The organism is Chamaesiphon minutus PCC 6605 (assembly GCF_000317145.1).
Taxonomy (GTDB): Bacteria; Cyanobacteriota; Cyanobacteriia; order Cyanobacteriales; family Chamaesiphonaceae; genus Chamaesiphon; species Chamaesiphon minutus.
This window is the reverse complement of the sequence record NC_019697.1, coordinates 5,789,462-5,812,480: the sequence shown is the minus strand read 5'-3', so window position 1 is coordinate 5,812,480 and position 23,019 is coordinate 5,789,462. Positions and strand designations below refer to the sequence as shown.

22 protein-coding genes are annotated in these 23,019 nt (G+C 45.9%); 5 read left to right on the top strand and 17 right to left on the bottom strand.

Going from position 1 to position 23,019, the window contains the following annotated elements:
• Window positions 1-66: 66 nt before the first annotated feature.
• The 8 genes from CHA6605_RS26525 to CHA6605_RS26490 all read right to left on the bottom strand — a co-directional run bounded on the left by CHA6605_RS26525 (window position 67) and on the right by CHA6605_RS26490 (window position 9,540).
• Window positions 67-3,564: a GAF domain-containing protein gene (locus tag CHA6605_RS26525; RefSeq protein WP_015162459.1), complete on the bottom strand. Its 3,498-nt coding sequence runs from the start codon at window positions 3,562-3,564 to the stop codon at window positions 67-69.
• A gap of 85 nt (window positions 3,565-3,649) precedes the next feature.
• Window positions 3,650-4,174 carry a chemotaxis protein CheW gene (locus tag CHA6605_RS26520; protein WP_015162458.1) on the bottom strand — a complete coding sequence of 175 codons (525 nt, stop codon included), beginning with the start codon at window positions 4,172-4,174 and terminating at the stop codon, window positions 3,650-3,652.
• Between the two features lie 30 nt (window positions 4,175-4,204).
• The gene (locus CHA6605_RS26515; protein WP_015162457.1) at window positions 4,205-4,567 is read right to left on the bottom strand and encodes a response regulator; all 363 of its coding nucleotides are present in this window, start codon (window positions 4,565-4,567) and stop codon (window positions 4,205-4,207) included.
• A gap of 2 nt (window positions 4,568-4,569) precedes the next feature.
• Window positions 4,570-5,862, bottom strand: coding sequence for a response regulator (locus CHA6605_RS32085; RefSeq protein WP_015162456.1), 1,293 nt, complete (start codon window positions 5,860-5,862; stop codon window positions 4,570-4,572).
• A 509-nt stretch (window positions 5,863-6,371) separates the two neighbouring features.
• Window positions 6,372-7,334, bottom strand: a complete 963-nt coding sequence (locus CHA6605_RS26505) for a hypothetical protein (protein ID WP_015162455.1) — start codon at window positions 7,332-7,334, stop codon at window positions 6,372-6,374.
• A 208-nt stretch (window positions 7,335-7,542) separates the two neighbouring features.
• A complete protein-coding gene (locus CHA6605_RS26500) occupies window positions 7,543-8,406 on the bottom strand; it encodes a pentapeptide repeat-containing protein (RefSeq protein ID WP_198288403.1) in 864 nt (287 codons plus the stop codon).
• Window positions 8,407-8,415: 9 nt separating this feature from the next.
• Complete coding sequence (locus CHA6605_RS26495; RefSeq protein ID WP_015162453.1) at window positions 8,416-9,057, bottom strand: beta-carboxysome protein CcmP; 642 nt, start codon at window positions 9,055-9,057, stop codon at window positions 8,416-8,418.
• A gap of 72 nt (window positions 9,058-9,129) precedes the next feature.
• Window positions 9,130-9,540 carry an SRPBCC family protein gene (locus CHA6605_RS26490; protein WP_015162452.1) on the bottom strand — a complete coding sequence of 137 codons (411 nt, stop codon included), beginning with the start codon at window positions 9,538-9,540 and terminating at the stop codon, window positions 9,130-9,132.
• Between the two features lie 134 nt (window positions 9,541-9,674).
• Here CHA6605_RS26490 and CHA6605_RS26485 point away from each other — a divergent pair, with 134 nt between their 5' ends.
• Window positions 9,675-10,283, top strand: a complete 609-nt coding sequence (locus tag CHA6605_RS26485) for a TetR/AcrR family transcriptional regulator (protein ID WP_015162451.1) — start codon at window positions 9,675-9,677, stop codon at window positions 10,281-10,283.
• Between the two features lie 3 nt (window positions 10,284-10,286).
• On the opposite strand, the gene CHA6605_RS26480 is transcribed toward CHA6605_RS26485, so the two are convergent.
• The 3 genes from CHA6605_RS26480 to thrS all read right to left on the bottom strand — a co-directional run bounded on the left by CHA6605_RS26480 (window position 10,287) and on the right by thrS (window position 13,507).
• Window positions 10,287-11,264 carry a PhoH family protein gene (locus CHA6605_RS26480; protein WP_015162450.1) on the bottom strand — a complete coding sequence of 326 codons (978 nt, stop codon included), beginning with the start codon at window positions 11,262-11,264 and terminating at the stop codon, window positions 10,287-10,289.
• Between the two features lie 137 nt (window positions 11,265-11,401).
• On the bottom strand, window positions 11,402-11,578 hold the full coding sequence (locus tag CHA6605_RS37395) for an HYD1 signature containing ADP-ribosyltransferase family protein (protein ID WP_157260112.1): 177 nt from the start codon (window positions 11,576-11,578) through the stop codon (window positions 11,402-11,404).
• Between the two features lie 120 nt (window positions 11,579-11,698).
• A complete protein-coding gene (gene thrS, locus CHA6605_RS26475) occupies window positions 11,699-13,507 on the bottom strand; it encodes a threonine--tRNA ligase (RefSeq protein ID WP_015162449.1) in 1,809 nt (602 codons plus the stop codon).
• Between the two features lie 367 nt (window positions 13,508-13,874).
• Between thrS and CHA6605_RS26470 the strand changes: the two genes are divergently transcribed.
• From CHA6605_RS26470 to CHA6605_RS26460, 3 genes are all read left to right on the top strand, one after another.
• Window positions 13,875-14,342, top strand: a complete 468-nt coding sequence (locus CHA6605_RS26470) for a Spy/CpxP family protein refolding chaperone (protein WP_015162448.1) — start codon at window positions 13,875-13,877, stop codon at window positions 14,340-14,342.
• 92 nt (window positions 14,343-14,434) lie between these two features.
• Window positions 14,435-15,079, top strand: coding sequence for a YqiA/YcfP family alpha/beta fold hydrolase (locus tag CHA6605_RS26465; protein WP_015162447.1), 645 nt, complete (start codon window positions 14,435-14,437; stop codon window positions 15,077-15,079).
• 120 nt (window positions 15,080-15,199) lie between these two features.
• Window positions 15,200-15,796 (top strand): TetR/AcrR family transcriptional regulator, encoded by a 597-nt coding sequence (locus CHA6605_RS26460; RefSeq protein WP_015162446.1) that lies wholly within the window; start codon window positions 15,200-15,202, stop codon window positions 15,794-15,796.
• Window positions 15,797-15,881: 85 nt separating this feature from the next.
• On the opposite strand, the gene CHA6605_RS26455 is transcribed toward CHA6605_RS26460, so the two are convergent.
• The gene (locus tag CHA6605_RS26455) at window positions 15,882-16,733 is read right to left on the bottom strand and encodes an acyl-CoA desaturase (RefSeq protein WP_015162445.1); all 852 of its coding nucleotides are present in this window, start codon (window positions 16,731-16,733) and stop codon (window positions 15,882-15,884) included.
• Between the two features lie 297 nt (window positions 16,734-17,030).
• Here CHA6605_RS26455 and CHA6605_RS26450 point away from each other — a divergent pair, with 297 nt between their 5' ends.
• A complete protein-coding gene (locus tag CHA6605_RS26450; RefSeq protein WP_015162444.1) occupies window positions 17,031-18,263 on the top strand; it encodes a TetR family transcriptional regulator in 1,233 nt (410 codons plus the stop codon).
• Between the two features lie 310 nt (window positions 18,264-18,573).
• Here CHA6605_RS26450 and CHA6605_RS26445 read toward each other — a convergent pair whose 3' ends face one another.
• From CHA6605_RS26445 to CHA6605_RS26425, 5 genes are all read right to left on the bottom strand, one after another.
• The gene (locus CHA6605_RS26445; RefSeq protein WP_041548470.1) at window positions 18,574-18,753 is read right to left on the bottom strand and encodes a hypothetical protein; all 180 of its coding nucleotides are present in this window, start codon (window positions 18,751-18,753) and stop codon (window positions 18,574-18,576) included.
• Window positions 18,754-18,755: 2 nt separating this feature from the next.
• Entirely contained in the window at window positions 18,756-19,619 is an 864-nt protein-coding gene (locus CHA6605_RS26440) for a hypothetical protein (RefSeq protein WP_015162442.1), read from the bottom strand.
• Window positions 19,620-19,627: 8 nt separating this feature from the next.
• Window positions 19,628-20,971, bottom strand: a complete 1,344-nt coding sequence (locus tag CHA6605_RS26435) for a glutathionylspermidine synthase family protein (protein ID WP_015162441.1) — start codon at window positions 20,969-20,971, stop codon at window positions 19,628-19,630.
• Window positions 20,972-20,977: 6 nt separating this feature from the next.
• Window positions 20,978-21,736, bottom strand: coding sequence for a DUF1190 domain-containing protein (locus CHA6605_RS26430; protein WP_015162440.1), 759 nt, complete (start codon window positions 21,734-21,736; stop codon window positions 20,978-20,980).
• 238 nt (window positions 21,737-21,974) lie between these two features.
• Entirely contained in the window at window positions 21,975-22,838 is an 864-nt protein-coding gene (locus tag CHA6605_RS26425) for a leucine-rich repeat domain-containing protein (protein WP_015162439.1), read from the bottom strand.
• Window positions 22,839-23,019: the final 181 nt, after the last annotated feature.

Here is a 23,019-nt window from a genome sequence, read left to right as displayed (position 1 = left end):
GACGCTAGCGTCCGTCCTATTTGTCTAATCCCTATTCCCTATCCCCTATTCCCTATTCCCTATTCCCTAGTCCACCTTAAATCGGCTCACGCTAGTCTCCAACACTTGCGAAGTGGCAATGAGCTGTTGACAAGATTCGGAGATTTGGAGTGCGCTGTCGGAGCTGAGATTGGCGATCGTGGCGACGTCGATCATTGCTTCGCTCAGTTTTTGGGACTGTTTGGTTTGAGTACCCGCAGATTGACTGATGGCTTTGACGAGTTCGCTGATCTGGCCAGTGGCAACTACGATCTCGCTGAGGCTCTGTCTGGTTTCGTTGACTAAGTTGGTGCCTTGGACGACTTGAGCGATCCCGATTTCCATGGCTTCGGTAACGTCGTTGGTGTCGATCCGGATTTCATCTACTAAGCGTTCGATTTCGGTGGTTGCATTGGCAGATTGGTAAGCCAGGGAGCGAACTTCATCGGCGACCACTGCGAAACCTTTACCGTATTGACCCGCACGGGTGGCTTCGATCGAAGCATTTAGTGCGAGTAGGTTGGTTTGGGTGGCGAAGTTTTCGATCAGGTTGACAACTTTAGAAATCTTCTGGAAGGTTTCACCCAGACGTTTGATTTTCTTAGCAGTTGTCGATACGGTGGAGCGGATTTCCAGAATCTCTTCCACTGTGCTTTCCATCAACGTGTCACCGTTTTGAACGGTGCGGTTGGCCGATTGGACGACTTGTTCGACTTTTTGGGCAAATTCGGCAACTTCTTTACTAGAAGCGGCCATCAGATCTACTTGCACCAAGGCGCGATCGAGTTGTTCGAGTTCTTGTTGTGCTTGAGCCGAGAGATTGTTAACCAACAGGTTGTTTTCGCTCGAAGTCTCACTCACGCTAATCGCGGCGGTCTGAACTTGGCGCACTAGTTCGCGCAGACTTTGGATGGTGGTATTGTAACCATCGGCGATCGTGCCGATCTCGGTTTCAGATAGCGGCGCACGGACGGTTAAATCGCCTCGGAAGGAGGGTCCGATCGCTTTGAGGACTCGCAGAGCCTCTTGTTCCAATTCTTGGCGGTTAGCGCGCTCTCGATCGACAATTTGGGAGAGTTCCTGTTCTTGAGTACGAACGCGTTCGAGGTATTCAGCTAATTGCAGCGCAACGCCAATTTGGAGGGCGACTTGTTCGATGACCGAACGCTCGGAGTCATCCCAGATGCGCGGTGCATCATTTTGGTAAACACCGAGCAGACCCCAGAGGTTACCACCTTTGAAAATCGGTGCGAGGATATAAGCTTTGGCTTGATATTTTTCGAGCGACTGAATGTAGCAATCGGGGAAGTTTTTGGCATAAATATCATCAACTGCGGTCGATTTGGAACCTTGGGCATATTTACCGCCTTTGGTACTTTGGAGGTAAGTATCTTCTTCGGTGATATCTTTTTGCGCCCATTTGCGGAGGATGCAGCGATCGTTAGTCGCTCGGTTGCCTGCTAAGACTTCATCTTTAGCTTGCTCGACTAACAGCGATACCCAGCCACTCCCGACAGATTCGGCGATAACTTGACCGCTCCAATCTTCATTAAACTGATAGACAACCGCGCGATCGGCTTTGGAGGCTTGGCGGATTTCTTGAACGACACTAGCGAAGACATCATCGACGACTAGCGATTGGCGGATGCGCTCGGTAATCCGGTTGATGGTTTGCTCTTGATCGGCACGTTTTTGGAGTTGCTTGATATAATCGATCTGCTCGATGGCAATCCCGACTTGCAGACCCATTTGACGCAGGGTTTCGACTTCTTCTTCTTGCCATTTACGGACGTGGGCATTTTGATAAGCCGCAATTAGTCCCCACAGTTTGCGATCGGCACCAAAGATCGGCGCGAGCATATAAGAGCGAGCTTCAAACTGTTCTAATAGTTGGACGTGACAAGTTTGGTGACCGACGGTGTAGATATCATCGACGGCAAAACATTCGCCATCTTTGTACCGACCGCCTTGGGTGCGTTGAAGAAAGGTATCTTGGACGATATGGACGGTTTCGATCAAGTCTACCCATCCCGGTGCGGCGGATTCGGCGATAAAGCGACCGCCCCAATCGGGATCGAACTGATAGATCGCTAATCGATCGGTTTCGAGCAATTTGCGTCCATCTTGAGTGGCGACTTGAAAGACAGTTTTCTCATCTTTAGCACTGCGGAGCCGCTCTTGGAGTTTGGAGAGTCCCCGTTCCCGTTGCAGCCGCTGCTCCATTTTTTTGGTCTGAAACTGGGCGAGACGGCGGCTGGTGGTTTGCTGGATCGGGAAGCTAAATGTTTTGGCATATTCGAGCATAGCATTGAGTTCGGACTCTTGCCAGTTGCGCGCGCCAGAGTTTTGGTAGATGCCCAACATGCCGACCAATTGGTTGTTTTTCAAGACTGGAACCACGATGTACGCTTTCATTTGCAGCGGTTCGAGGGATTCTAATAAGCAGCGATCGAATCCTTTGGCTTGAATGTCGTTGACGACGTAATAAGGCTTGTAATTCTCGTTATTAATCGAGTAATCTAAATCTAGTGAGGTGCCCGCTTTGGCCCAGTTGACGCCGACAGATTCGGCAATAACAGTACTGCTCCAGTCTGGATTGTAAGCGACAACCATCGCCCGATCGGCTTGGAGGTTGTGGCGGATATTGTCGAGGGTAGTCTGCATCAATTCCTGTGCTTCGATCTCGATCGCAGCTAACAGGTCGCGGCGTTGGGATAATTGCAGCAGGGGTTGATTGGGCTGGACTGCCAGCGTCAGTTCTAGAGATAATTGCGATAGGCAAGTGGTTTCCGCTTCCGACCACATGCGCGGGCGATCGCATTGATGGACGACTAATAAACCCCAGACTCTACCCAAGCTATAGCTATCGGTAGCTGCCGAGTAACCGTTAATTAAAATCGGTACGGCAATTGTCGCCTGCACCTGGTACTGTTCCAAAATTTGCTTTTGGTAAGGGCTGGTTTCGCTATTAATTAACGCGATCGTCCGTTGGGTGCGCTCGTCGGTAAGTTGCTCGAAGCCAAAGCCAATTTGGGGGATTTCGGTATTGAGGGTGGGTGTCAAGCCTGTTTGGACGGCTTCAGCGATCGACCGACCCATGCCAGCTCCAGTCAACTGGTAAATCAGGACGCGATCGGCATTGAGCAATGCTTTGATATCAGCAACCGCACTATTGAATGCCGCTAGCGGTAATGTAGCCTGTCTGATTCTAGTTGCGATTTGATAAATTTTTTCGGGGTCGATTCCCGCAGATGCAGGCGCGCTCTGCGGCTGCGGATTGGTACCCGGTACGGTCAAAAATCCGGCTAATTCTCTGGCTTTGCGAATGTTTTGGCGCAGTGATTCGGAGTTGGGACTATTGGCGGTTTCAAGCTTAGCCTGAGTCTCTTGAAGTAGCGATAATAATTGTTGCTTGGTATTAGTGCTAGTCATGGCAGCGCGATCTGGATTAGACATCGGTTGTTGTGAAGGTAGAGTGACAGGATTGAGAGGATCGGTAGCTTTGTCGGAGCGATCGTCTGCCGAACTAAAGATATTTTTTAACATGGCAATATTTTTATGTAATAACTACTAGTTTTTATCTACCGAATCGTGATAGGTTTAGGTATTCTTTCGATGTAACTATTTCAATCTAAATAATGGCGCGAATTACCTGCTGAAGATCGATAACTACTCGCGACTGTTGTTTCTCATCGATAAAATAGCCAGCTAAAAATAGCCGCATTTGCTCGGTAAACATGGTTTCACCAATCGGCAAGCATTGTTGGAAATTGTATGTTTCGATCGTCCCGACTCGATCGATTAACATGGCGACCGTTTCATTGTGGATCTGAAATAACATCCCCATTCCAGTTGTCAACTCTGGGGTCTTGAGGTAACCATTGCCACCCATCAGATGTGCTAAATCTAGTACCCAAGTAGCTTTACCACCATAATTAATAATGCCCAGTAATGATTCGTGCATTTGTGGTACTGGCAAAATTTCTGACAATAAAATTTTGATAGTCGCCTGAAGATCGATTAACGGAATCAAAGCATTTAAATCATCGCCGATCGTAAAACCGAGAAACCGCTCCTGGGCATCAGATTCAGATTGACGAGCCAACAGTTGTTGGCTGCTCGAAGATGGTGACGCTCGATCGATAATTTTACTCATAATTTATCACTCATAAATCTGAATCTTATTTCAACCCAATAAGCGATTGACTGTTTGTAATAGAGTTGGCTCATCGACAGTTTTACTCAGATAAGCATCAGCACCGCTCATATCTCCCCAAGTGCGATCGATTTGCTTATCTTTAGTCGAATAAATCACGATCGGGATACTTTGAGTAGCGGGTTCGGTTTTGAGTTTTCGACATAGCTCGAAGCCACTTTCACCAGGTAAAATCACATCTAGTACGATTAAATTAGGCTTAAATGTTTTAAGCCTAATTTCGGCTTCTTCACCACTTGTAACTACAAGAATAGAAAACCCTTGTCCTTCCAAACATTTCTTAAGTTTATCTGCTTCTAACTTACTATCTTCAACGATTAAAATCTGACTCATAATTATTTACCTATAACAAGATATTTATCGATCATTTTTAAAACTGAATCTGCATCTACTGGCTTACCTAGAAAGCCAGTCGCGCCAACCATTTTCGATCTCATTCGATCGATCAACCCATCTTTACCAGTCAAGATAATGACGGGAATATGTTTGAGACTGGGCGTTTTTCTAATTTGTTCGCAGACTTCATACCCATTGGTTATGGGCATCAACAAATCCAAGAAAATAAAATCTGGTTTGTTTCTAATCAAGCTAGGCATAATTTTGAGCGGATCTTGCACTCCATACGAACGATAGCCATGCTCTGTCAAAATCCGTTCGAGAGATTGATAAATCAAGATACTATCGTCAATACAAGCAATTAATGGACTCTGTTTTTCTGATGGGATTGCTGCTAAGGGTGGATTTTGGGGAATACCAGATCGATCGCCGACTTGATTGCTTAGTTGGTTACTTAGTTGGTTGCTCAGTTGGTTGCTGAGGTGACCGCTTAATTGGCTAGTAGTAAGATCTGAGCTACTAATTCTAGTTACTCTCGATTTAGATTGGCTCGATAAATTAATAAAACCCGCACGCAGTAAAGGCAGCAGCGTACTCGTGAAATTAATTACCGATTGGCGACTGTTGGCTGCCAAACTACGAAGCGAACGATTGCCATCGATCGACAATACGGTATGATGCAAATCGGGGTTGTTTGCTAATTGAGTAACATCGAGTGATTTAGAGACAATGGCAAATAAACTAGGCGCGTAGGCTGCCAATCCTACATTCGACCATTCTTGCCATGTTTGAATCGATTTAGTCAGAATCGGTTCGATTTCAAGTAGTGGTAAAATTAGATTTAGCTGACTATTACTAGCTCCAATCTGACTAAATTGATAAGATAAGCGATTGCCGCTATGCTGACTGAACTGAATGATATCGAATAAACTTTCGATAGTCATTCTGGCAACTAAATTAGCACACTTATCGCGATCGATTAGTTCTTCAACTAATAATTCTGCTAAAACGTGCGAATCTAAAGAAGTCTTATTAGGATTATTAATTTCTGCTAGCTTCTCTGGAGGTAAATCGAGTTGGGCCAAAGTTAAATTTCTTTGCCAACAACTAATTGGCTCAATGCCACCATCGACCCAGCCCAAACGTCCCAATCGAAATGAGAACATCCAATTGGGGTGGGTTTCTACTTTTACAGTCAAGTTACCACTCAAAGACTGTGTTTTAATCTTTTTTAGTTCTAGAATTAGATCTTTAAAGCTAAGCTCGACTGATTTTTCACTACCTTGCAACATTATCTGTTCACCATCACTCTATTCAAGATATTCATTTAGTTAGTTACATGCAATCGTTCATATATTAAATATTTAAAATCGATAGCCGATCGATGCGTGTCCGCAGCTTAAGGTGAATTAAATTTGGCGAGAATCTGATGTAAATACTTGGTAATTATTATAGATAGAGATCGATAAAATAGGTGCGATCGAGATCGTCAAAGGTATTCAATGCAGCGCAATCCACCACATCTTATTCCGACAAACTCAGCTCCGATCGAGAGCTAAATTTTAGCTGTTCCCGATCCATACATCACTATTGTTCCCAGAACTAGTCAAAAAAAAACAAGCAAATCGGGATTTGCTTGAAAAAATAGTAGATGGGTGGATGGGTAATGGGTAAGATTACGCTCGTTATCTGCTTGCCAACACGGCAGCGACGCTGCCTAAAGCCTAAAGCCTAAAGCCTAAAGCCTAAAGCCTAAAGCCTAAAGCCTAAAGCCTAAAGCCTAAAGCCTAAAGCCTAAAGCCTACTTACTATCAAAATCCAGATCGATCGAGATTTTGGTAGACATATCGGTGGGTGGTTCCTTGGAGCCAGATTGGACGGACAGTTTGCTATCAGTCTTGGCGGCGAACTTGCCTGTGACGGGTAAGAGCGAGTTGAAGCGTAGCAGATAGCTACCTTCACCGCTAGATGCCATCGAAGTTAACCGACTTTTGACGTCTGGGGTGGTGCCTGGAATGTTCAAGTCTTGTGGGGGCGCGGATTGGGTCATCTGCGTTTTAATTTTCACTCCCATGTTGTCGATTTCGACAATTTCAGAGGTTGCCGACTGCACTAAATTGATGCCAGAGATCTTTATCGAGTTATTTATCCGCCATTTAGCACCCAATCCAACCCGTTCTGTCGGTAGTTGGGTAGACAGATCGGACATCGATCGATCGAATTGTTCGAGAAGATTTTTCAGTTTTGGATCGACAGTTTTGGGGATAATTAGTTTTTTAGACTTAACCTGTCCGTTCCCGCCAATTACCATGTCTAGCTTGATGCCGACTAGACTTTTGAGGCTCTTTTGAATGGCTGCCAACAATTCTGGTGCGGTATCGGGATTACCGATAGCTTGGAGATCGCTATAGGCAAACTGACAATGAATATCGCCCGAAGGATCGACACGCTTGACGGTAGAATCCACATTCAAGACCATTTTGGGAAGCGGTGTCTTGGGAATCGGTGTTTCACCGATGGTCATCTCCATCGACATGTCCATGGTCATCGTCATCGTCTGTTTACTATTAATTGCTGGTGTAAATTTCAATTCTCGCCGAGGTTCGGCTCCAGCATCTAATAACTCGATCCCGATCGGATTTGGGGTTGTTGCTGTTGGTTGGACGCTAGGAAGGCTTTGAGCCATTGCTGGTGGCACTGACGGAGCCACGATATTTCCCCACATTCCGCCTGCGACGATACTAGCGATAACAGCTTTGTTCATGATTAGATCGAGATATTGGGTGCTCTAATTCATAACTTCACTCTGTCGAGTGGTAAATCCGGTAAAATCTGGTGGATGAGCTGCCCTTGCCTTTCGATCTCTTGAATGCGGGGAGCGGGGAGCGGGGAGAAGACAAATAAATTAAATGACTGACAGCTTGAGAAGTCAGAGGATCGAGAATTCTTGGAGGCAAGCGTCCCCCTAATCTCTATCGAATCGCTCCCGTAAACACCGTTTCAGTCAAATCGGCATCTGCCAAGATCGTCTGCTGGAGATTGGTATAACTGAGATTGGCACTAGTTAAATCGGCACCAGTTAAATCGGCACCAGTTAAATCGGCACCAGCTAAATTGGCACCTCGCAATTTTGTCTGCTGAAGCTGCGCGCCTGTAAAGATAGTTTTGTTCAATTGCGCCCACGAGAGATCGGCATTAGCCAGCATGGCTCGATCGAAATTGGCGCATACGGCATAAACACTGACTAAATGCGCGCGACTCAGCCGCGCTTCGGTCAAATTAGCACGATATAAATGTGCCGAACCGAGTTCTGTTTCCGCTAATATCGATCGAGTCAGATCGGCATTAGCTAAATTAGTTTGGACTAAATTGGCATAACTGAGCGTGGCACGATGTAAATTAATCCCATCGAGATCCGCGCCACGTAACTTGGCAGCAGTAAGATCGATCGCGATCGCATTTACTGCTGCAAGATGGGCATCGCGCAAATCGGTGTAGCTAAAGTTACTGCCCATCAAATTCGCCCCACTCAGATTCGCGCGCCGTAAATCGGCACCTTTGGCACTACCCGCGATCGTCTCGATCGATTGTAAATTAGCATCGACCAGATCCGCTCGATCGAGGATCGCATTACTGAGATTTGCCCCCCTCAAGTTGGCCGCTACCAACTTAGCACCACTCAAATCCGCACGGCGGAGATTGACATCGTGGAGATCTGCTCCGCGCAAATTCAAATCCATTAAGCTAGCATCGCTCAAATCTGGCACTTCTAGCTGCTGCTGTCGCCACTTCAACCATGCCACCGCACCACGCCGCAACATGTCTTCTGCACTCACACCCATTTCCTACTCCTGCTTCGCATTGTCTGGAAACGGACGCCCCGGTAAGCTCTCTAACGATGCCAAAATTCCCGCCTCCGCCGCCTTAATATCCCGTTCTTCACCACCCAAATATAGCCGCCCGAATACACCGACAGCCGAAATTTGGAGGATATTAATCGATGCAGATTTTTCGGCTTCATTGGCTGCAATTGCCGCATATGCCGCAGGCTCTACTTCCAACACATATAGCGTTTGTCCCGCCAGAATCATATTTCCCCGCCGACTGCGGTTGATCATCTGAGTATGATGGGCGGTAATATTGCGAATGATCCGACTCGAAATGACGCGCGGCTTGAGACAATCAGACTGGCGTACTCCCAAATATGCCAAAATCGCCTGTCCGGCGGCATGAACGTCACCCTGACTGCTAGCATGAATTTCCATCAATCCATACAACCGCTCGATGATCTGCACTCCTGGTCTGACTTGGGCAGATTTGAGGGCGATGTCCATCATTTGGTTGATTTCGACCCCAGGCGAAACTTCGATCCACAATGAGGAATCTGCTGGCAATGGCAAAAAACCTTGGGCTTCAGTCCCCAAATATGCAGCATGTTGGCGTTGCAACCGATCGATAAAAACGTAACTACGCAGGTCGATTCCCAAAACTTTTTAAAACTTGTCAACCCCAATAAGTATACCGCATCTGGATTCATCTCCACGGCGATCGAGCCGACGCTAACTTTCGGCAATTCGCGCTACATTTGCCATCACGCTGGGCAATACCGATTGAAACTTGCGGCCTAATAATAAGCCAAATAACCAGCCGAGCAACCCTTGAAATGATACTTCGTGGGTGAAGTATGTCCCATCTACTCGATCGCTCAAATAGCGATGCACCTGTAAACTACATAATGGTAGTCCGATCGTAAAGGTATAGCTCTTACCGGGATTAAATTGCGAGATCTCGAACTTACTAACTCGCCCTGTTTTTGGCTTCAATCTCCCGATCGCACCCAGCACAAAGGCACCATCCAGATCGGCATCAACTAATTCGGTGTCCCATTGCGACCAATTTTCGACATCGATCCAGATTGCCCAAATCCGTTCTGGTGTAGCAGCCGTTTTCAGCGTGTGACTAAACTTCATGACATTACCTCCAGTGTGGCACTAACCAACTTAGTGGCGATCGTTGTCGTCAAACACGGGCGACAAAGACATGTTAAGTTGACAGTGTCAATATAACGCTTGCATATTGGCACTGTCAATATAAGGAGCGGCAAATGGCTAAATATCATCATGGAAATTTACGCAACACGTTAATAAAAGTCGCCACCGAACTGTTAGCAGAGGAAGGTACCCACGCGCTCAGTTTGCGGAAAATGGCGCAAAGAGCTGGGGTGAGCCACAATGCACCATATATGCATTTTGCCGACAAAGAAGCCGTGCTAGCAGAGATTGCCGAAGAAGGCTTTAGGCTACTAGCAATGGAAATCGAGTCGGCGATCGCGACAGCAGATACTAGTACTTATGGACGATTAATTGCCGCCAGCAATGCCTATATCCGCTTTGCACTCGATCGTCCCAACCACTTGCAAGTGATGTTTCGTCCCTATGAAGTCGAGAAATATCCGAGCTTGCTAGCAGCCTCGCAAGTAGCCCTCAACTGCTTATTCGAGCTGGTTAAATCTGGGCAAGAAAATCACACCTTAATTGCTGGCGATCCGCACCAAATGACGAAATCGATCTGGGCGATGGTGCATGGAGTCGCGGTAATTTCGATCGCTTATCAAACCAATATGTTGTTACCAGAAAACACCTCGATCGATGACGGGGTTGCATCGGTATTTGTCGGTTTTTTATTAGATGGACTAGCAACTAAAAAAGCCTAAACCCTAACCCTCTGCCTGCTCGTAAGCAGCGACGATCCGCTCTACCAAGGCATGACGGACGACATCGCTTTTATTAAAGTAACAAAAACCAATCCCCTCGATATTTTGTAAAATGCGTTGAGCGACGACTAATCCCGATGTTTGAAAAGAGGGTAAATCGGTTTGGGTAACATCGCCAGTGACGACCATTCTCGATCGAAAGCCAATCCGCGTTAGCAGCATTTTCATCTGTGCGGGAGTGGTATTTTGCGCTTCATCTACAATTACAAACGCATTACTCAAAGTGCGTCCGCGCATGTATGCTAAAGGGGCGATTTCGATCGTGCCTTTCTCGATTAACAACGGAATTTTATCGGCATCGATAAATTCATGCAAAGCATCGTATAACGGGCGTAAAAATGGATCGACCTTTTGCTGGAGATCTCCTGGCAAAAAGCCTAATTTCTCGCCAGCTTCGACGGCGGGACGCGTCAGAATCAAGCGTTCGCATTCGCCATTTAATAAAGCTTGAACGGCTAGAACTGCCGCTAGATATGTCTTACCTGTCCCCGCAGGGCCGATACAAAATGTCAGCTCGTGCTGGCGGATGGTTTGAATATATTGCCACTGAGCCGCCGTTTTCGGTCGAATGCGATCGCCCTTGCGAGTAGTCGCCAGTACCTCAGTTTGCATCGATTTTAGTTGCGTTTCTCCGCCCGTTGCTGAGGCTTGTAAGGCTGCCCGAACATCTACAGATGAAATTGCCTTACCCACTTGCCACAAGGGCTGTAGTAGCTCGATTAACTGGCTCGCCCGATCGATTTCTGCCGCCATGCCATCGATAATTAATTCCTGTCCGCGCAATACCAGTTTCGCTCCCGTTTGACGCGCGATCGTTTTGAGATTTTGTTCGCGATCTCCTGCTAGTGCATTGGCACCATCATTACTAAGTAAGTCAATTACTACGGGTGAAGGCAATTTATTCGCGGTTGTTTCGGTCATAAAAATTTAAAATTTAGCACTTGAGTACCGATCTTGACTAGACAATTTCCAGACTGATTCAAATTCATTCAGATCGATGACAGCGGCTATTTGTATGTCTGATTCTGTTAGTTGCCGATCGCACAAACCCATTCCACCTAGTTCTTAGCGATCGTTTCTGGCGCAATACTTGTAAAATACTGACCTTCACCTAACAAGACATCTCTCCCATTTGGCTTAGTTAACGAAGGCCGAAGCACTCCACTTTCTATAATAGCGAGCAGGCCGTATTCGGTAGTGTAGTGGTAGAGGCTGTTGAAAATATTGATGGTCAAGGTATCAAAAAATTGATAAAAGGCGATCTCTGTAGGCTGTTATTATCTGGTGATTATCCTACTACAGAAATTATATTCTGGAGTGAGGTGCATTAAATTCGCCTCACTCCGAATCGATCTTTAGAAATCGCTAAAATTCCCGATCGAATCCACAATTCTCTTCACTACTTCATCAACGCCAATCGCTCCTAATTCGCCCCCAATCCGAGTGCGAATGCTAATCGTGTTGTCTTCTACCTCTTTACCACCGACGATGCCCACAACGGGAATTTTGGCCTTCTCTGCATTGCGGATCATCTTACCCAAGCGTTCGTTACTAGTATCTACTTCAGCGCGCACGCCGAGGGCAACTAACTTCGCACAAACATCTTTAGCAAAGGGCAAGAAATCTTGAGCTACTGCAACCAAACGCATTTGGACTGGAGCCATCCATAGTGGGAAATCACCAGCATACTCTTCGATTAGAATCCCGATCAACCGTTCGAGCGAACCGAATGGCGCGCGGTGAATCATTACCGGACGTTGACGGCTGCTGTGTTCGTCGATGTATTCTAGCTCGAATCGTTCGGGGAGAATATAATCTACCTGAACTGTACCCAATTGCCACTCGCGATCGAGTGCATCGCTAAAGATAAAATCGAGTTTGGGGCCATAAAAAGCTGCTTCGCCAATACCGATAAAATGTGGCATTCCCAACTTTTCAACAGCACGTTGAATCGCGTTTTCGGCTTTGTTCCAAGTATCATCCGTACCGATATATTTATCAGAATCTGGATCGCGAAAACTCAACCGTGCTTTAAAGTTTTTTAGGCGCAGTTTCTCAAATACCGACAGGATCAGATCGACAACGCTGAGAAACTCTGCATCTAATTGTTCGGGAGTTACAAATAGGTGCGAATCATCGACTGTAAAGCCGCGCACGCGAGTTAATCCGCCGAGTTCGCCGGATTGTTCGTACCGATAAACCGTGCCAAATTCCGCGTATCGAATCGGTAAATCCCGATAGGAACGCAATTCACTTTGATATATTTGAATGTGGAACGGACAATTCATCGGCTTCATCACAAAGCCATTGTCGGCAGCGATATCTTCGAGATTGTCCGCCATAATGGGGAACATATCTTCCTTATATTTCTGCCTGTGTCCCGACTTCATAAATAAATCGGTTTTGGCAATATGCGGCGTAACGACAGGTAAATATCCACGTTTAGTCTGCTCTTTTTTAAGGAAGTCTTCGAGGATACTCCGCAATAATGTGCCTCTGGGCGTCCATAATGGCAGCCCAGGGCCGACGAGATCGGAGAAGATAAATAAACCGAGTTCTTTACCGAGTTTGCGGTGATCGCGGCGGATTGCTTCTTCCTTGCGGCGTTCGTATTCGGCAAGCTGTTCGGGAGTTTCCCATGCAGTACCGTAAATGCGCTGCAATTGCGCCTTGGTTTCATCACCACGCCAGTAAGCACCTGCTACTGCTTCGAGTTTAAAGGCTTTGGGATTGAGATCGCCAGTATTTTCTAGATGCGGCCCCGCGCACAAGTCCCACCACTTATCGCCGAGGTGATAGAGGGTAATCGGTTCTTGTAATCCGGCGAGGATTTCTAATTTGTAGGGTTCGTTGAGTGCGGAAATTCGAGTCTCGGCTTCGGCTCTAGAGACTTCTTCCCGCACGACTGGCAATTTCTGATTGACGATTTTAATCATCTCTTTCTGAATTGTCTTCAGATCCTTGTCTGTAAAGGCATCAGGGCTATCAAAATCGTAGTAGAACCCATTTTCGATCCAGGGGCCGATCGTCACCAGAGCCTTGGGAAACAGCTTCTGTACCGCCATCGCCATGATATGGGAGGTGGTGTGTCTAATTTTTTTGAGGGTTTCCGATTCGCTGGTTTTGGGTAGATGGATTTTCTCTGGCTGTTCGGCGTTAGACATGGGTATCCCCGGAAATTCTATATTTCTGACAGTAATATGCGATCGCGAAGCGTCGGCTGTGCCAAATCGGGCTTCGATCGATGCGGTACTGGATCTATTTTACCCAGGATTTTGCACGGATAGCTGGAGTGGGGAGTGACGAATCAGTGGCGTAGCATTTGGGCGCGAGTATCGATGTTCGCTCTTATTTACCGTCAAAATCTTACACCCGATCGATAATCACTAGTATTAAGCGGCAGAAATCAACCAACTATTTCTTTCCCCCGCTCCCCGCTAAATAGTACTAAATTTACGCTGTAGACTACCAGAGTGAACTTTTTAGATTCTGCCTCAGTCTAATCATATTATCAACCTCGATCGAATTCCTATGTCTCGCTTTCGGCTGCTGACGTTCTTGCCAATTTTATTCACGCTCGCTACAACCATTTCGCCCACACGCGCCGAGCTACTACTGTCTCAGAATAATAATCGATCGACTAATAACGAACTTAAGATTCCCGCAGGTGGAGTGGGTAATCTAGTAAAAGAACTCAACCTCTCACCCGATCAGATCCGGCGGCTCCAACAAATCCAGAAAAATGCTCGGGGTAAAACCCAAGCACGCCGTCAAGCGTTGCAAGCAGCCAGACAGGAACTCAACCAACTGCTTCAGAGCAATGCGAGTGCCGATTTGGTGCGTCAAAAACGCCAACAGGTGCAAACGTTGCAGCGCGAGATTGCCGATGCCAACTTTGAGAATACGCTGGCAATTCGAGAGATTCTCACTCCCGAACAGCGTGTCAAATGGCAGCAGTTAATCCAACAACGCCGTCAAAATCGGAGTAACGGTCGCTAAATAGTGGATAGTAGATACTTGAGTTATTTATCTCGTTCGTCTGTTATGGACAAAAACGGGGTAAATTATTTCCGTTTTTACTCCCATAGCAAATGTATATCTACTTACACGGTTTTGCATCTGGCCCTGGTTCCACCAAAGCTAGATATATTCGCGAACGGTTTGCCAGCATTGGGATTGAGTTACAAGTCCCCGATCTCAATCGGGATGACTTTACTCATTTGACCATTTCTCGACAAATCGCTCAAGTTGTCGATCTGTTTCCCACAGATGGCTCACCAATTACCCTAATTGGTTCGAGTTTAGGCGGCTGGATCTCAACAATTATCGCGCAAGATTATGTGCATGTTGAAAAATTGATATTACTTGCACCTGCGTTTGATTTTCCGTATCATTGGCTACCGAAAATTGGCGAAAAAGCGTTAAATTCGTGGCAATCTACTGGCTATCTGCCCATTTATCATCATGCTGTCAAAAGTCTATTACCCCTACATTACGATTTCCTTGTTGACACTCGTAAATATCCTCTTTCTGCGATCGATCGTGTCCTGCCCACTCTAATTATTCATGGCATTCATGATGATGTAATTCCGATTTCTGCTAGCCACGATTTTGCTAAAGGACGGGAGTGGGTAGAGCTGTTAGAGTGGGATAGCGACCATCAGCTTACCGACCTTAGCGAGCAGATTTGGCAAGAGATCTGTCGATTCTGTCGAGTGCAACTAGAGATAACTTGAGTTTTAGCTGGGGGTCTCTCTGCTATGACTAATCTCCTGAAAACTAGCTAGCGAGATTGACATGACTATTTAGATCGCAGTAAAATATTAACTAATATTTCAAAAGTCAGTTTAATTGCAGTGTCGAAAGCCAAACAGACAAAGCAAATAATTATCGAAAAAGCTGCAATTAGTTTCAACCAAAATGGTTACGCAGGCTCTTCCATTAGCGAAATTATGAAGCTGAGTGGATTGCGAAAAAGTGGTTTTTATCATCACTTTAAAAGTAAAGAAGAGATCGCAGTTGCCGCATTTGACTATACGCTGGGATTGATTCTAGAAGCTGTTATGGCCAAAGTAGGCGCGGCCAATACGGCGATCGATCGATTGAATGCTTTTATCGATACTTTTCGCGGCTTCACCACAGAGCCAATCGCGGTGGGTGGATGTCCGATTTTGAATACTGCTGTCGAAAGCGACGATACCAATCCCCGATTGCGACTGCACGTCCAAGGAGCTGTCAATGAGATTCGCGCGACGATCGATAGCATTGTCGAGCTAGGCATTCGCCAAAATGAAATCCTCGATACTATCGATCGCGAACAAGTTTCGACAATTATTCTGGTCACGATCGAGGGTGCCATTATGATGAGCAAATTATACGGCACCGATCTGTATCTCGATCGAGCGATCGAGCATTTACATCAATACATCAACAGTTTAGCCACGATGAGATAAAAGGGAGGGACAATTCATCAATTGCCCCTCCCTTCGATCTTTATATTAAAGTCCGCACAGGTGGCAGACTAGCTGAAATCAAAGACTAATTAGTCGGTGGTAAAATTACGCGTTTTGCCAAACCGAGCTTCTGTAATAATTGAATCGACCACCAAGTCATGTCGATTTCCCACCACTGCCAACCACCTTTAGCGACATTGGGATAAGCATGGTGATTGTTGTGCCAGCCTTCGCCATAAGTGAGCAGAGCCGCCCACCAGAGATTGCGCGAGTTGTCATCCGATTCGTGGCTGCGATAGCCAGTGATGTGACTGGCAGAATTGATCAGCCAAGTGCTGTGCCACAGAATCACAGCCCGCACGAACACGCCGTAAATTACAAATGACCAACCGCCGATCGCATACAATAGCAGCGCAACAGGAATTTGTAAGAACAAGAAATATTTATCCAGCCAACGGTAGTAAGCATCTTTAGCTAAATCTGGTGCCGCTTTTTTGTACTCATCAAGGTTGAAGAAGTTGGATTTGGGGTAGAAAATCCACAGCATGTGACTCCACCAGAAGCCTCGTTTTGCCGAGTAGGGATCTTTGTCCCAGTCTTCGGTGTACAAATGGTGCTGGCGATGTCCAGCTACCCAGAAAATCGGGCCGCCTTGAAGTGCTAAGGCACCGAGGGTGGCAAAGACATATTCGAGCGGTTTGGGTACCTGGAAGCTGCGATGCGTAAGCAAACGGTGAAAGCCCAAACAAATCCCGATCGATCCGAACAGCCAATGCAGCAAGATTGCCGTTCCTAGTGCCGACCAATTAAAATACCACGGTGCGGCTAGGGCAATTAGATGAAAAGAGCCAAAAAAGAAGACGTTCGTCCAACTTAATGGTGCCGTTTCCTGCTGCTGCGAGCTATGTTCGCGCTTCTCTAACAAATTAGCAGTCATAATTTAGGTTTCAGGTTTTAGGTTTTAGGTTTTAGGCTTTAGGCTTTAGGCTTTAGGCTTTGGTTTTGAGGTTTTAGGCTTTGGGCTTTAGGTCTGAATTCCCGACTGAGAATATTTCCCCTAATAACTAATACCTAATACCTAATGCCTGATTCTAGGTATAGTAGAAAGAGGCGTTGCAAGTAACGCTTGCATTTACATCCTAACAAGCTTTTAGAAATCGTGCAAGTATCACTTGCATTTTGAGCCGAGTTTCAGTCCGCAATCCCCAGTTCGCAATCTGCAATCCCACACTTCATGCCATCTTCCCGCAATCTGACCCGTCAAAAAATTATCCAGGCAGCGATCGAATTATTTGCCAGCCAGGGGGTAAATGAGACGACTACTAAGCAGATTGCCGAACTAGCACAGGTGAATGAAGTCACCTTATTTCGCCAATTTGGGAATAAACATGGGCTATTGCTCGCCGTAATTGAAGATGCCGATGTGTTCGCGCAATTGGGACAAAGTTTGACAACCGAATTGCCGCCAGCGAGTAGTTTGGCAGAAATGCTTAGAGCCTATGCCACTACCTGCCTCCAAGCATTAGAACAAACTCCCGCTGTAATTCGATCGCTCGTGGGTGAGTCGGGGCAATATTCCACCGAAAATCGTCAAGGATTGGGACGCAGTTTCGATCGCGCCAATCGTCGCGTCGCTAAGTATTTAAAAACCAATATCGGCGAATCTCAATCCGAGTTGCAACTACCGATCGAGCAATTAACCAGCTTATTGCATACATTATTGTTCGGCTATGCCACGATCGAATTAACTAGTGAATTTCATGGCTTGTGGCGCGATCGATCCGATTTTCTCGATCGAGTGGTAGCATTATTTGTCACTGGTGCAGTGGCTGAAAATAGCCGTCAATTAACTGCAACTAATGTGCCCGAAAATCGGATAATTCAGCAAGATTTACCCGAATCAATTGTCCATCAAATCCTTCAGCAAGCCAAAAAACATAGTCTGCAAACTTACGCACTGGTTTATGTATTATTTGGCGCGGGGTTGAGCGCAAACGAGATTATCTCCTTAACTCGATCGAATCATCTCAGTAGTAGCGATCGCCAATTATTGCAAATAACTCACGGTGCAGCGCGTCAAGTCCCTGTCAATCAATGGATTCTGGGCAAACGCTATGGCTCGTATCTCAAAAATCCCCTCACACAATGGCTCAGAAGCCGTAAAGATAGTCATCCATCTCTATTCATCAATTCAGATGGAAACGCCTTAACTGAAGCAGATTTGCACCAACTGTGGCAACAATCCAACAGCGAACTATTAGCACCCACAGGCGAACCACCAACGATCCAACAAGCTCAAGCGACTTGGTGTGTAGAGATGCTAATCAGAGGATTGTCGATCGAAGCCATGCAAGTATTAACCGGATGGGAAACAAGTCAACTCGAACCTTATGTGCTTCGAGCTAAAGAGTTAACGGTGTTAGCACAAGCATTTAATGTCGATACTTCACAACGTTCTCATGGTTAATCTCGATCGGCTGGCATTTTTCATCACACGTAGACGCTAGTTTTATTGTAAATCTAAGGGTACCCATAAGGGGCATCTCTAAATCAGGGTGAACGCATTAAAATTCGATTACATCCGATAGGCTACGCCAACGAAAGCCACTAAAATAGGATCTCGATGCTATTCAATTTTCTAACTACAATTACGACAATATCAATCATAGCTCAACCCAAATATAGTCACTGTACAGGAACAGGGTGACTACTACAATGGAGTCATCGTAGGAACCAGAGTGAAACGAACTGTGTATATTGTGAAAGTGAGAGAATAGTTAAAAATGGAAAAAATCGATCGGGTAGGAAACTAATTCAAAGATATCTAAATTTTGGCTACAAATCGTGGCAAATGATAAATTTATCTCAAAATCAGTGAGAAAAATCCAAGCTTCTTCAATGGTAATGAACTTGGCTACAACAGCTAGTGTTTGAGTGCTAAGTTTGAAATTAGTCATAATTAACGATCGCCATCGCCTGTAAAAATGGGAACTAACTGATATCCAGCGGGAACCCATTGCCATAGCTCCTGTAACTCCGATCGATCTGGCTGTATTCCCAACCCCAATCGTGCCAAAATAAATCGAATCAATACCGAATTAAAATGTGGTGGAAATCGATACTGTTCCTGTGTGTGATCTAAAAAAAAGGTTTTATGGTACTTTCGTAAACTCTTTTCTAAAGCAGAAATCTGCTCCAGTAATTCTGGTACCTCACCTAATCGATCGGGATGTTTTATTAACAGTAACTCTGCTGCATTATTGAAGTGCATTCCTTCATCTCTAACCAAATGATGGCCGATTTTTTGAATTGCCGTTCCAAAATGTCGATAATATTCCCAGAGATCGCGGCGGTAAGAATAGACAGAACCGATCTCGTCGAACATCATCGTTACCAAGATGGTAAATTCATCTGTTAATACCATCTCGATCGGTTCGATTTCGTGGACTCTAGCGGCAAAGTGGCGATTCATTTCGGCAAAGTCTACGCCAGCAATACAATGATAGGTTCGCCGCAAGGCTTCGTAGTGCTTGAGTTCGTCTGCCAGCCAGAAATCTAACATGGCGAGGAATTCTGGAGACATTTCATTACCTCGCGACTGGATGTAGTCATATAGCGATCGCGCGTCGCCTTCGGAGTAGACATCGCGGCTGAGCAGATGGCAGAAATTGGTATGAACTGTGTAGGGTGCTAGTTCGATGTATTGGGGTGCAAGGATATAACTGAGGGGAAGAACGGTATCTAGATCCCAAATATTTCGTTTTATTCTCGATGCTTTAATAGAGAGGCTAGTCGATCGATCTATCTGTTTAATTCCCAGCATATATTGACTCACTCTGGAATGTATAAACCATTGTCAGAGACGATGTGGGGAATAATTAAACAGTGTCGTCCGGTAATTTTGGAAGTGTCGCCCCGAATAATTATCCCTGCGGCTTCGCCATCGATCGACCAACTGCCAATCGCATAATAATAGCCAAAGGCTTGGGGTAGTTCGATATACTCCTGGATGATAAACCCCTCTGATCCATAGCCAAACGACTCTTTTTGCTCTAGGGAACCAAATCCACTTTCGATCGAGACTGCAACGCCTTCTAGCCCCAACATGGGCTTTCTGACGTGCATTCCTAACAGCAATTGTGTGGATTCATAAGAGTTATCGGTATCGAGATAGGTTGCCAACAGATATTGACGATAGTCGGTATCTTTAAACCGCTCCCACATCATCGCTAGCGCGCCTTTATTAGACAGAACTTGCTTCCACAAAGGTTCGAGAATCTTAACTTCGCCTGTTTCCAATCGCGCGGTGAGAGCTTGAGTCGTACCAACCTTGGCCATGTCATTTTGGAGATCCGACCAATCATACATCTTCCAGAGTATGGGAATGCGATCGTTGATATGGTCTACAAAGTAGCCGTCATCATCGATTCCCAATCCGCGCTGGATCTCTTGGCCGCGCTCGTCTTTGAGACCGCGTAGATAGACGATTTGGGTATAAATATTCGGATCGACTTCATCTTGCAGAATTTGAATTAACTGCATCGCCATTTCTAAATCTTCTTCGAGATTTTCATCGACTAGAAAGGAGATCCCATACTGTTTGAGATTGTAGCCTGCGACAATTCGCCGCCATTGACCCGCGATCGCCTCCCAAAATTCGTTAAACTGGCTGGCATCGCTCGGCAATGGGTATTTCCCCCGCTGGTAGTTGTGCATGTAGTCCACAAACCAGTTCCATTGGTAGACTGTTTCCGCACCGAGGAGCGGGGTTTCGCCATTGATTTCGAGGAGTTTAATCTGTCCATCGGTAGTGACAGCCAGATCGAAGCGCGCGCCGAGCGATAAGTCCTCGACTGGCTCGGTGCGCTCCCAGCTATTTTTAATGGCTTGCCAATATTCCGGTCGAATCTGGAGTGCCGTCAAGCGTCGATCGACATCACCTGCATTTAGCTCGGTAAAAAACCAATCGAGAAATTCGACACACATTGCCCACAGAAGCTCAGTGGCTTCAGCGATTGCCGTTTCCTCCTGACAATCGAATTCGATGGCGAAGGGTTGGGGGAGAGCTTCAACCCAGTATTTTTGATGGACATCGCTTAAAGCATCAACTTGGTAGGCATTCTCTTGGATATGCTGCTGCCAATTAGGACGACGCACTATTTTTATCGCTCTCATTTAGATTTACTTGCCTCCTCTACCCGTACTCTTGAATGAGGAACCAAAGCCTTGAGAACTGCGCCCTCTAATCGTACCAGCACCAGATACTCCAGCCGGACGGGTGGGCGCGGTAAAGCTAGTGTGTCGGGGAGCTGTGACCCTACCTGTAGCTGTTTGGGCGATCTCGCGACCGTAAGAGGTGACAAGCCGACCGGGAGTATTACTCTGATAAACAGTATGAGTTTCGTAGACTCGATGGTGAGTGTTACCAGTATTGATGACAGTATAATTAGAGCTGTAAGGGTCGATATAGGTACCGCCATAGCTGGGTTGATATCCAGCAGTCGGCGCGCCAGCGGGAGTCGTTTCGCATTTGACGCCTTCGGCTTGGCAATCGGCAAGCGAAGCATAAACAGGCGCAGTCTTGTTGTGCGCTTCTTGGGCTGCTTGCATTTGGGCGGCGCAGTCTTTGGTCTGGAGCATCGGCGCGGTGGGCGGCGGCGTTATTTGTCCGGGTCGATCTTTTTCAGCTTGATATTTTTTGAGCGACGCTGCATATTCATCTTGCTGCTTTTTAGTGTCAGCTTCGCACTGTTCGGTGGTTTGGTAGAACACGAGATCGATCGGTTCGTTAGCTTCTTCCTCCGTCATATCTCCATTAGCGGCGATGAAAATGGCAACTGGAAGTGCGAAAAAGGCAGCGATCGCTAAACTTATGTAAACTACATTCCGGTTAATTTTCCGTGGTTGTAGATCTCTGGGTTCATCTTCTTGTTTGGTCATGACTAGTTCCTGGCAGCCCGATTCTCCAAGGTCGAGGCTGCGCCAACGAGATGTGAATTAATGGAGGAATTGCGACGATCGGTACTATTATCGATCTCTATTGTTAGGGTTCCCTAAGTGATGAGACAATTGTACATAGATATTAAAAACAGTTTAGGAGTGGCACTCGCACACTGTTTTTAACCTATATAAACTACAAGGTAACGATCTCTAATTCCACCTAGTTGCTCTAAGTCTTTTAAATTTCACACATATCCGCTTTGGCTAGCGGACAACGACGATCGGTTAAAGGATTTCCGTATAAACGGAGGGAAGTTAGCGATTTGAGCTTGGATAGGCTCTGGATATTAGTAACTTGATTGTTGAGTAGATCGATTTTTTTAAGCTTGGTGAGCTTGGCTAATGGTGTGATGTCCCTAATTTTATTGCCTGGTAAAACGAGCACTTGGAGGTTTCTAAGTTTTGATAATGGAGTCAAGTCAGAGACTTTGCTAGCCGACACGCCGAGAGTTTGCAAGTTTACTAGATTGCTGAGATCTTGGAGACTGGTCATTTGGTTATTGTATAAATTCAAATTTCTCAGATTGACAAGATTAGCCAGCGGTCGAATATCGATAACTTCTTTGCTATAAACACCCTTAGTCAGGCTGAGATTCTTCAATTTAGGAAGGTTGGCTAATGGCCGAACATCGACGATTTTATTGTCATCTAAATAAAGCTCTTCAAGATTCTTCAGACTTGACAATGGCTGAAGATCGGCAAGTTCGTCATTGAATCTGAGCGATAAACTAGTGAGATTGGTGAGGCTAGCTAATGGTCTGAGATCGGAGATTTTACGACCATCGATACTGAGTTTCTTTTGTGATGCCAGTTTATCGCTGACAATTTTACAGTCACTGGATATCCGAAACCAATTTCTATTCCGAACGTCAATTATGACTGATTCGAGCGTTCGTTGAATGTCAGCAGAGAATTCATTTTTGCGTTCGCACCATTCTAGAAAAGTTGTAGGTGTCGATCGATTTCGATCTGCATTTGTTTGGCAAGCTGAAAGTAAGATGATAACTATAATCGCGATCGCGATCGAATTTAAATTTTTCATTGGTATGAGCTTGAGTTAAAATCAAACAAAAAACCATCGATCGTCGTTCGGCATTTCACAATATTTGTGTTAGCGATCTCTACTTCGATCTAATTAACTACAAAGGGTCGCTCTTAAATTCCGTAATTATAGCAACTGCGCAGTCGATGAAGACATAGCCCCAACTCGAAGTCTATTTTCG

Coding starts and splice junctions, on each gene's coding strand:
- CHA6605_RS26430 (WP_015162440.1), bottom strand. CDS start 21,736: ATGACCAAACAAGAAGATGAACCCAGAGATCTACAACCACGGAAAATT.
- CHA6605_RS26425 (WP_015162439.1), bottom strand. CDS start 22,838: ATGAAAAATTTAAATTCGATCGCGATCGCGATTATAGTTATCATCTTA.
- CHA6605_RS26505 (WP_015162455.1), bottom strand. CDS start 7,334: ATGAACAAAGCTGTTATCGCTAGTATCGTCGCAGGCGGAATGTGGGGA.
- CHA6605_RS26480 (WP_015162450.1), bottom strand. CDS start 11,264: ATGACCGAAACAACCGCGAATAAATTGCCTTCACCCGTAGTAATTGAC.
- CHA6605_RS26455 (WP_015162445.1), bottom strand. CDS start 16,733: ATGACTGCTAATTTGTTAGAGAAGCGCGAACATAGCTCGCAGCAGCAG.
- CHA6605_RS26470 (WP_015162448.1), top strand. CDS start 13,875: ATGTCTCGCTTTCGGCTGCTGACGTTCTTGCCAATTTTATTCACGCTC.
- CHA6605_RS26465 (WP_015162447.1), top strand. CDS start 14,435: ATGTATATCTACTTACACGGTTTTGCATCTGGCCCTGGTTCCACCAAA.
- CHA6605_RS26450 (WP_015162444.1), top strand. CDS start 17,031: ATGCCATCTTCCCGCAATCTGACCCGTCAAAAAATTATCCAGGCAGCG.
- CHA6605_RS26440 (WP_015162442.1), bottom strand. CDS start 19,619: ATGCTGGGAATTAAACAGATAGATCGATCGACTAGCCTCTCTATTAAA.
- CHA6605_RS26445 (WP_041548470.1), bottom strand. CDS start 18,753: ATGACTAATTTCAAACTTAGCACTCAAACACTAGCTGTTGTAGCCAAG.
- thrS (WP_015162449.1), bottom strand. CDS start 13,507: ATGTCTAACGCCGAACAGCCAGAGAAAATCCATCTACCCAAAACCAGC.
- CHA6605_RS26525 (WP_015162459.1), bottom strand. CDS start 3,564: ATGTTAAAAAATATCTTTAGTTCGGCAGACGATCGCTCCGACAAAGCT.
- CHA6605_RS26490 (WP_015162452.1), bottom strand. CDS start 9,540: ATGAAGTTTAGTCACACGCTGAAAACGGCTGCTACACCAGAACGGATT.
- CHA6605_RS26515 (WP_015162457.1), bottom strand. CDS start 4,567: ATGAGTCAGATTTTAATCGTTGAAGATAGTAAGTTAGAAGCAGATAAA.
- CHA6605_RS26435 (WP_015162441.1), bottom strand. CDS start 20,971: ATGAGAGCGATAAAAATAGTGCGTCGTCCTAATTGGCAGCAGCATATC.
- CHA6605_RS32085 (WP_015162456.1), bottom strand. CDS start 5,862: ATGTTGCAAGGTAGTGAAAAATCAGTCGAGCTTAGCTTTAAAGATCTA.
- CHA6605_RS26520 (WP_015162458.1), bottom strand. CDS start 4,174: ATGAGTAAAATTATCGATCGAGCGTCACCATCTTCGAGCAGCCAACAA.
- CHA6605_RS26485 (WP_015162451.1), top strand. CDS start 9,675: ATGGCTAAATATCATCATGGAAATTTACGCAACACGTTAATAAAAGTC.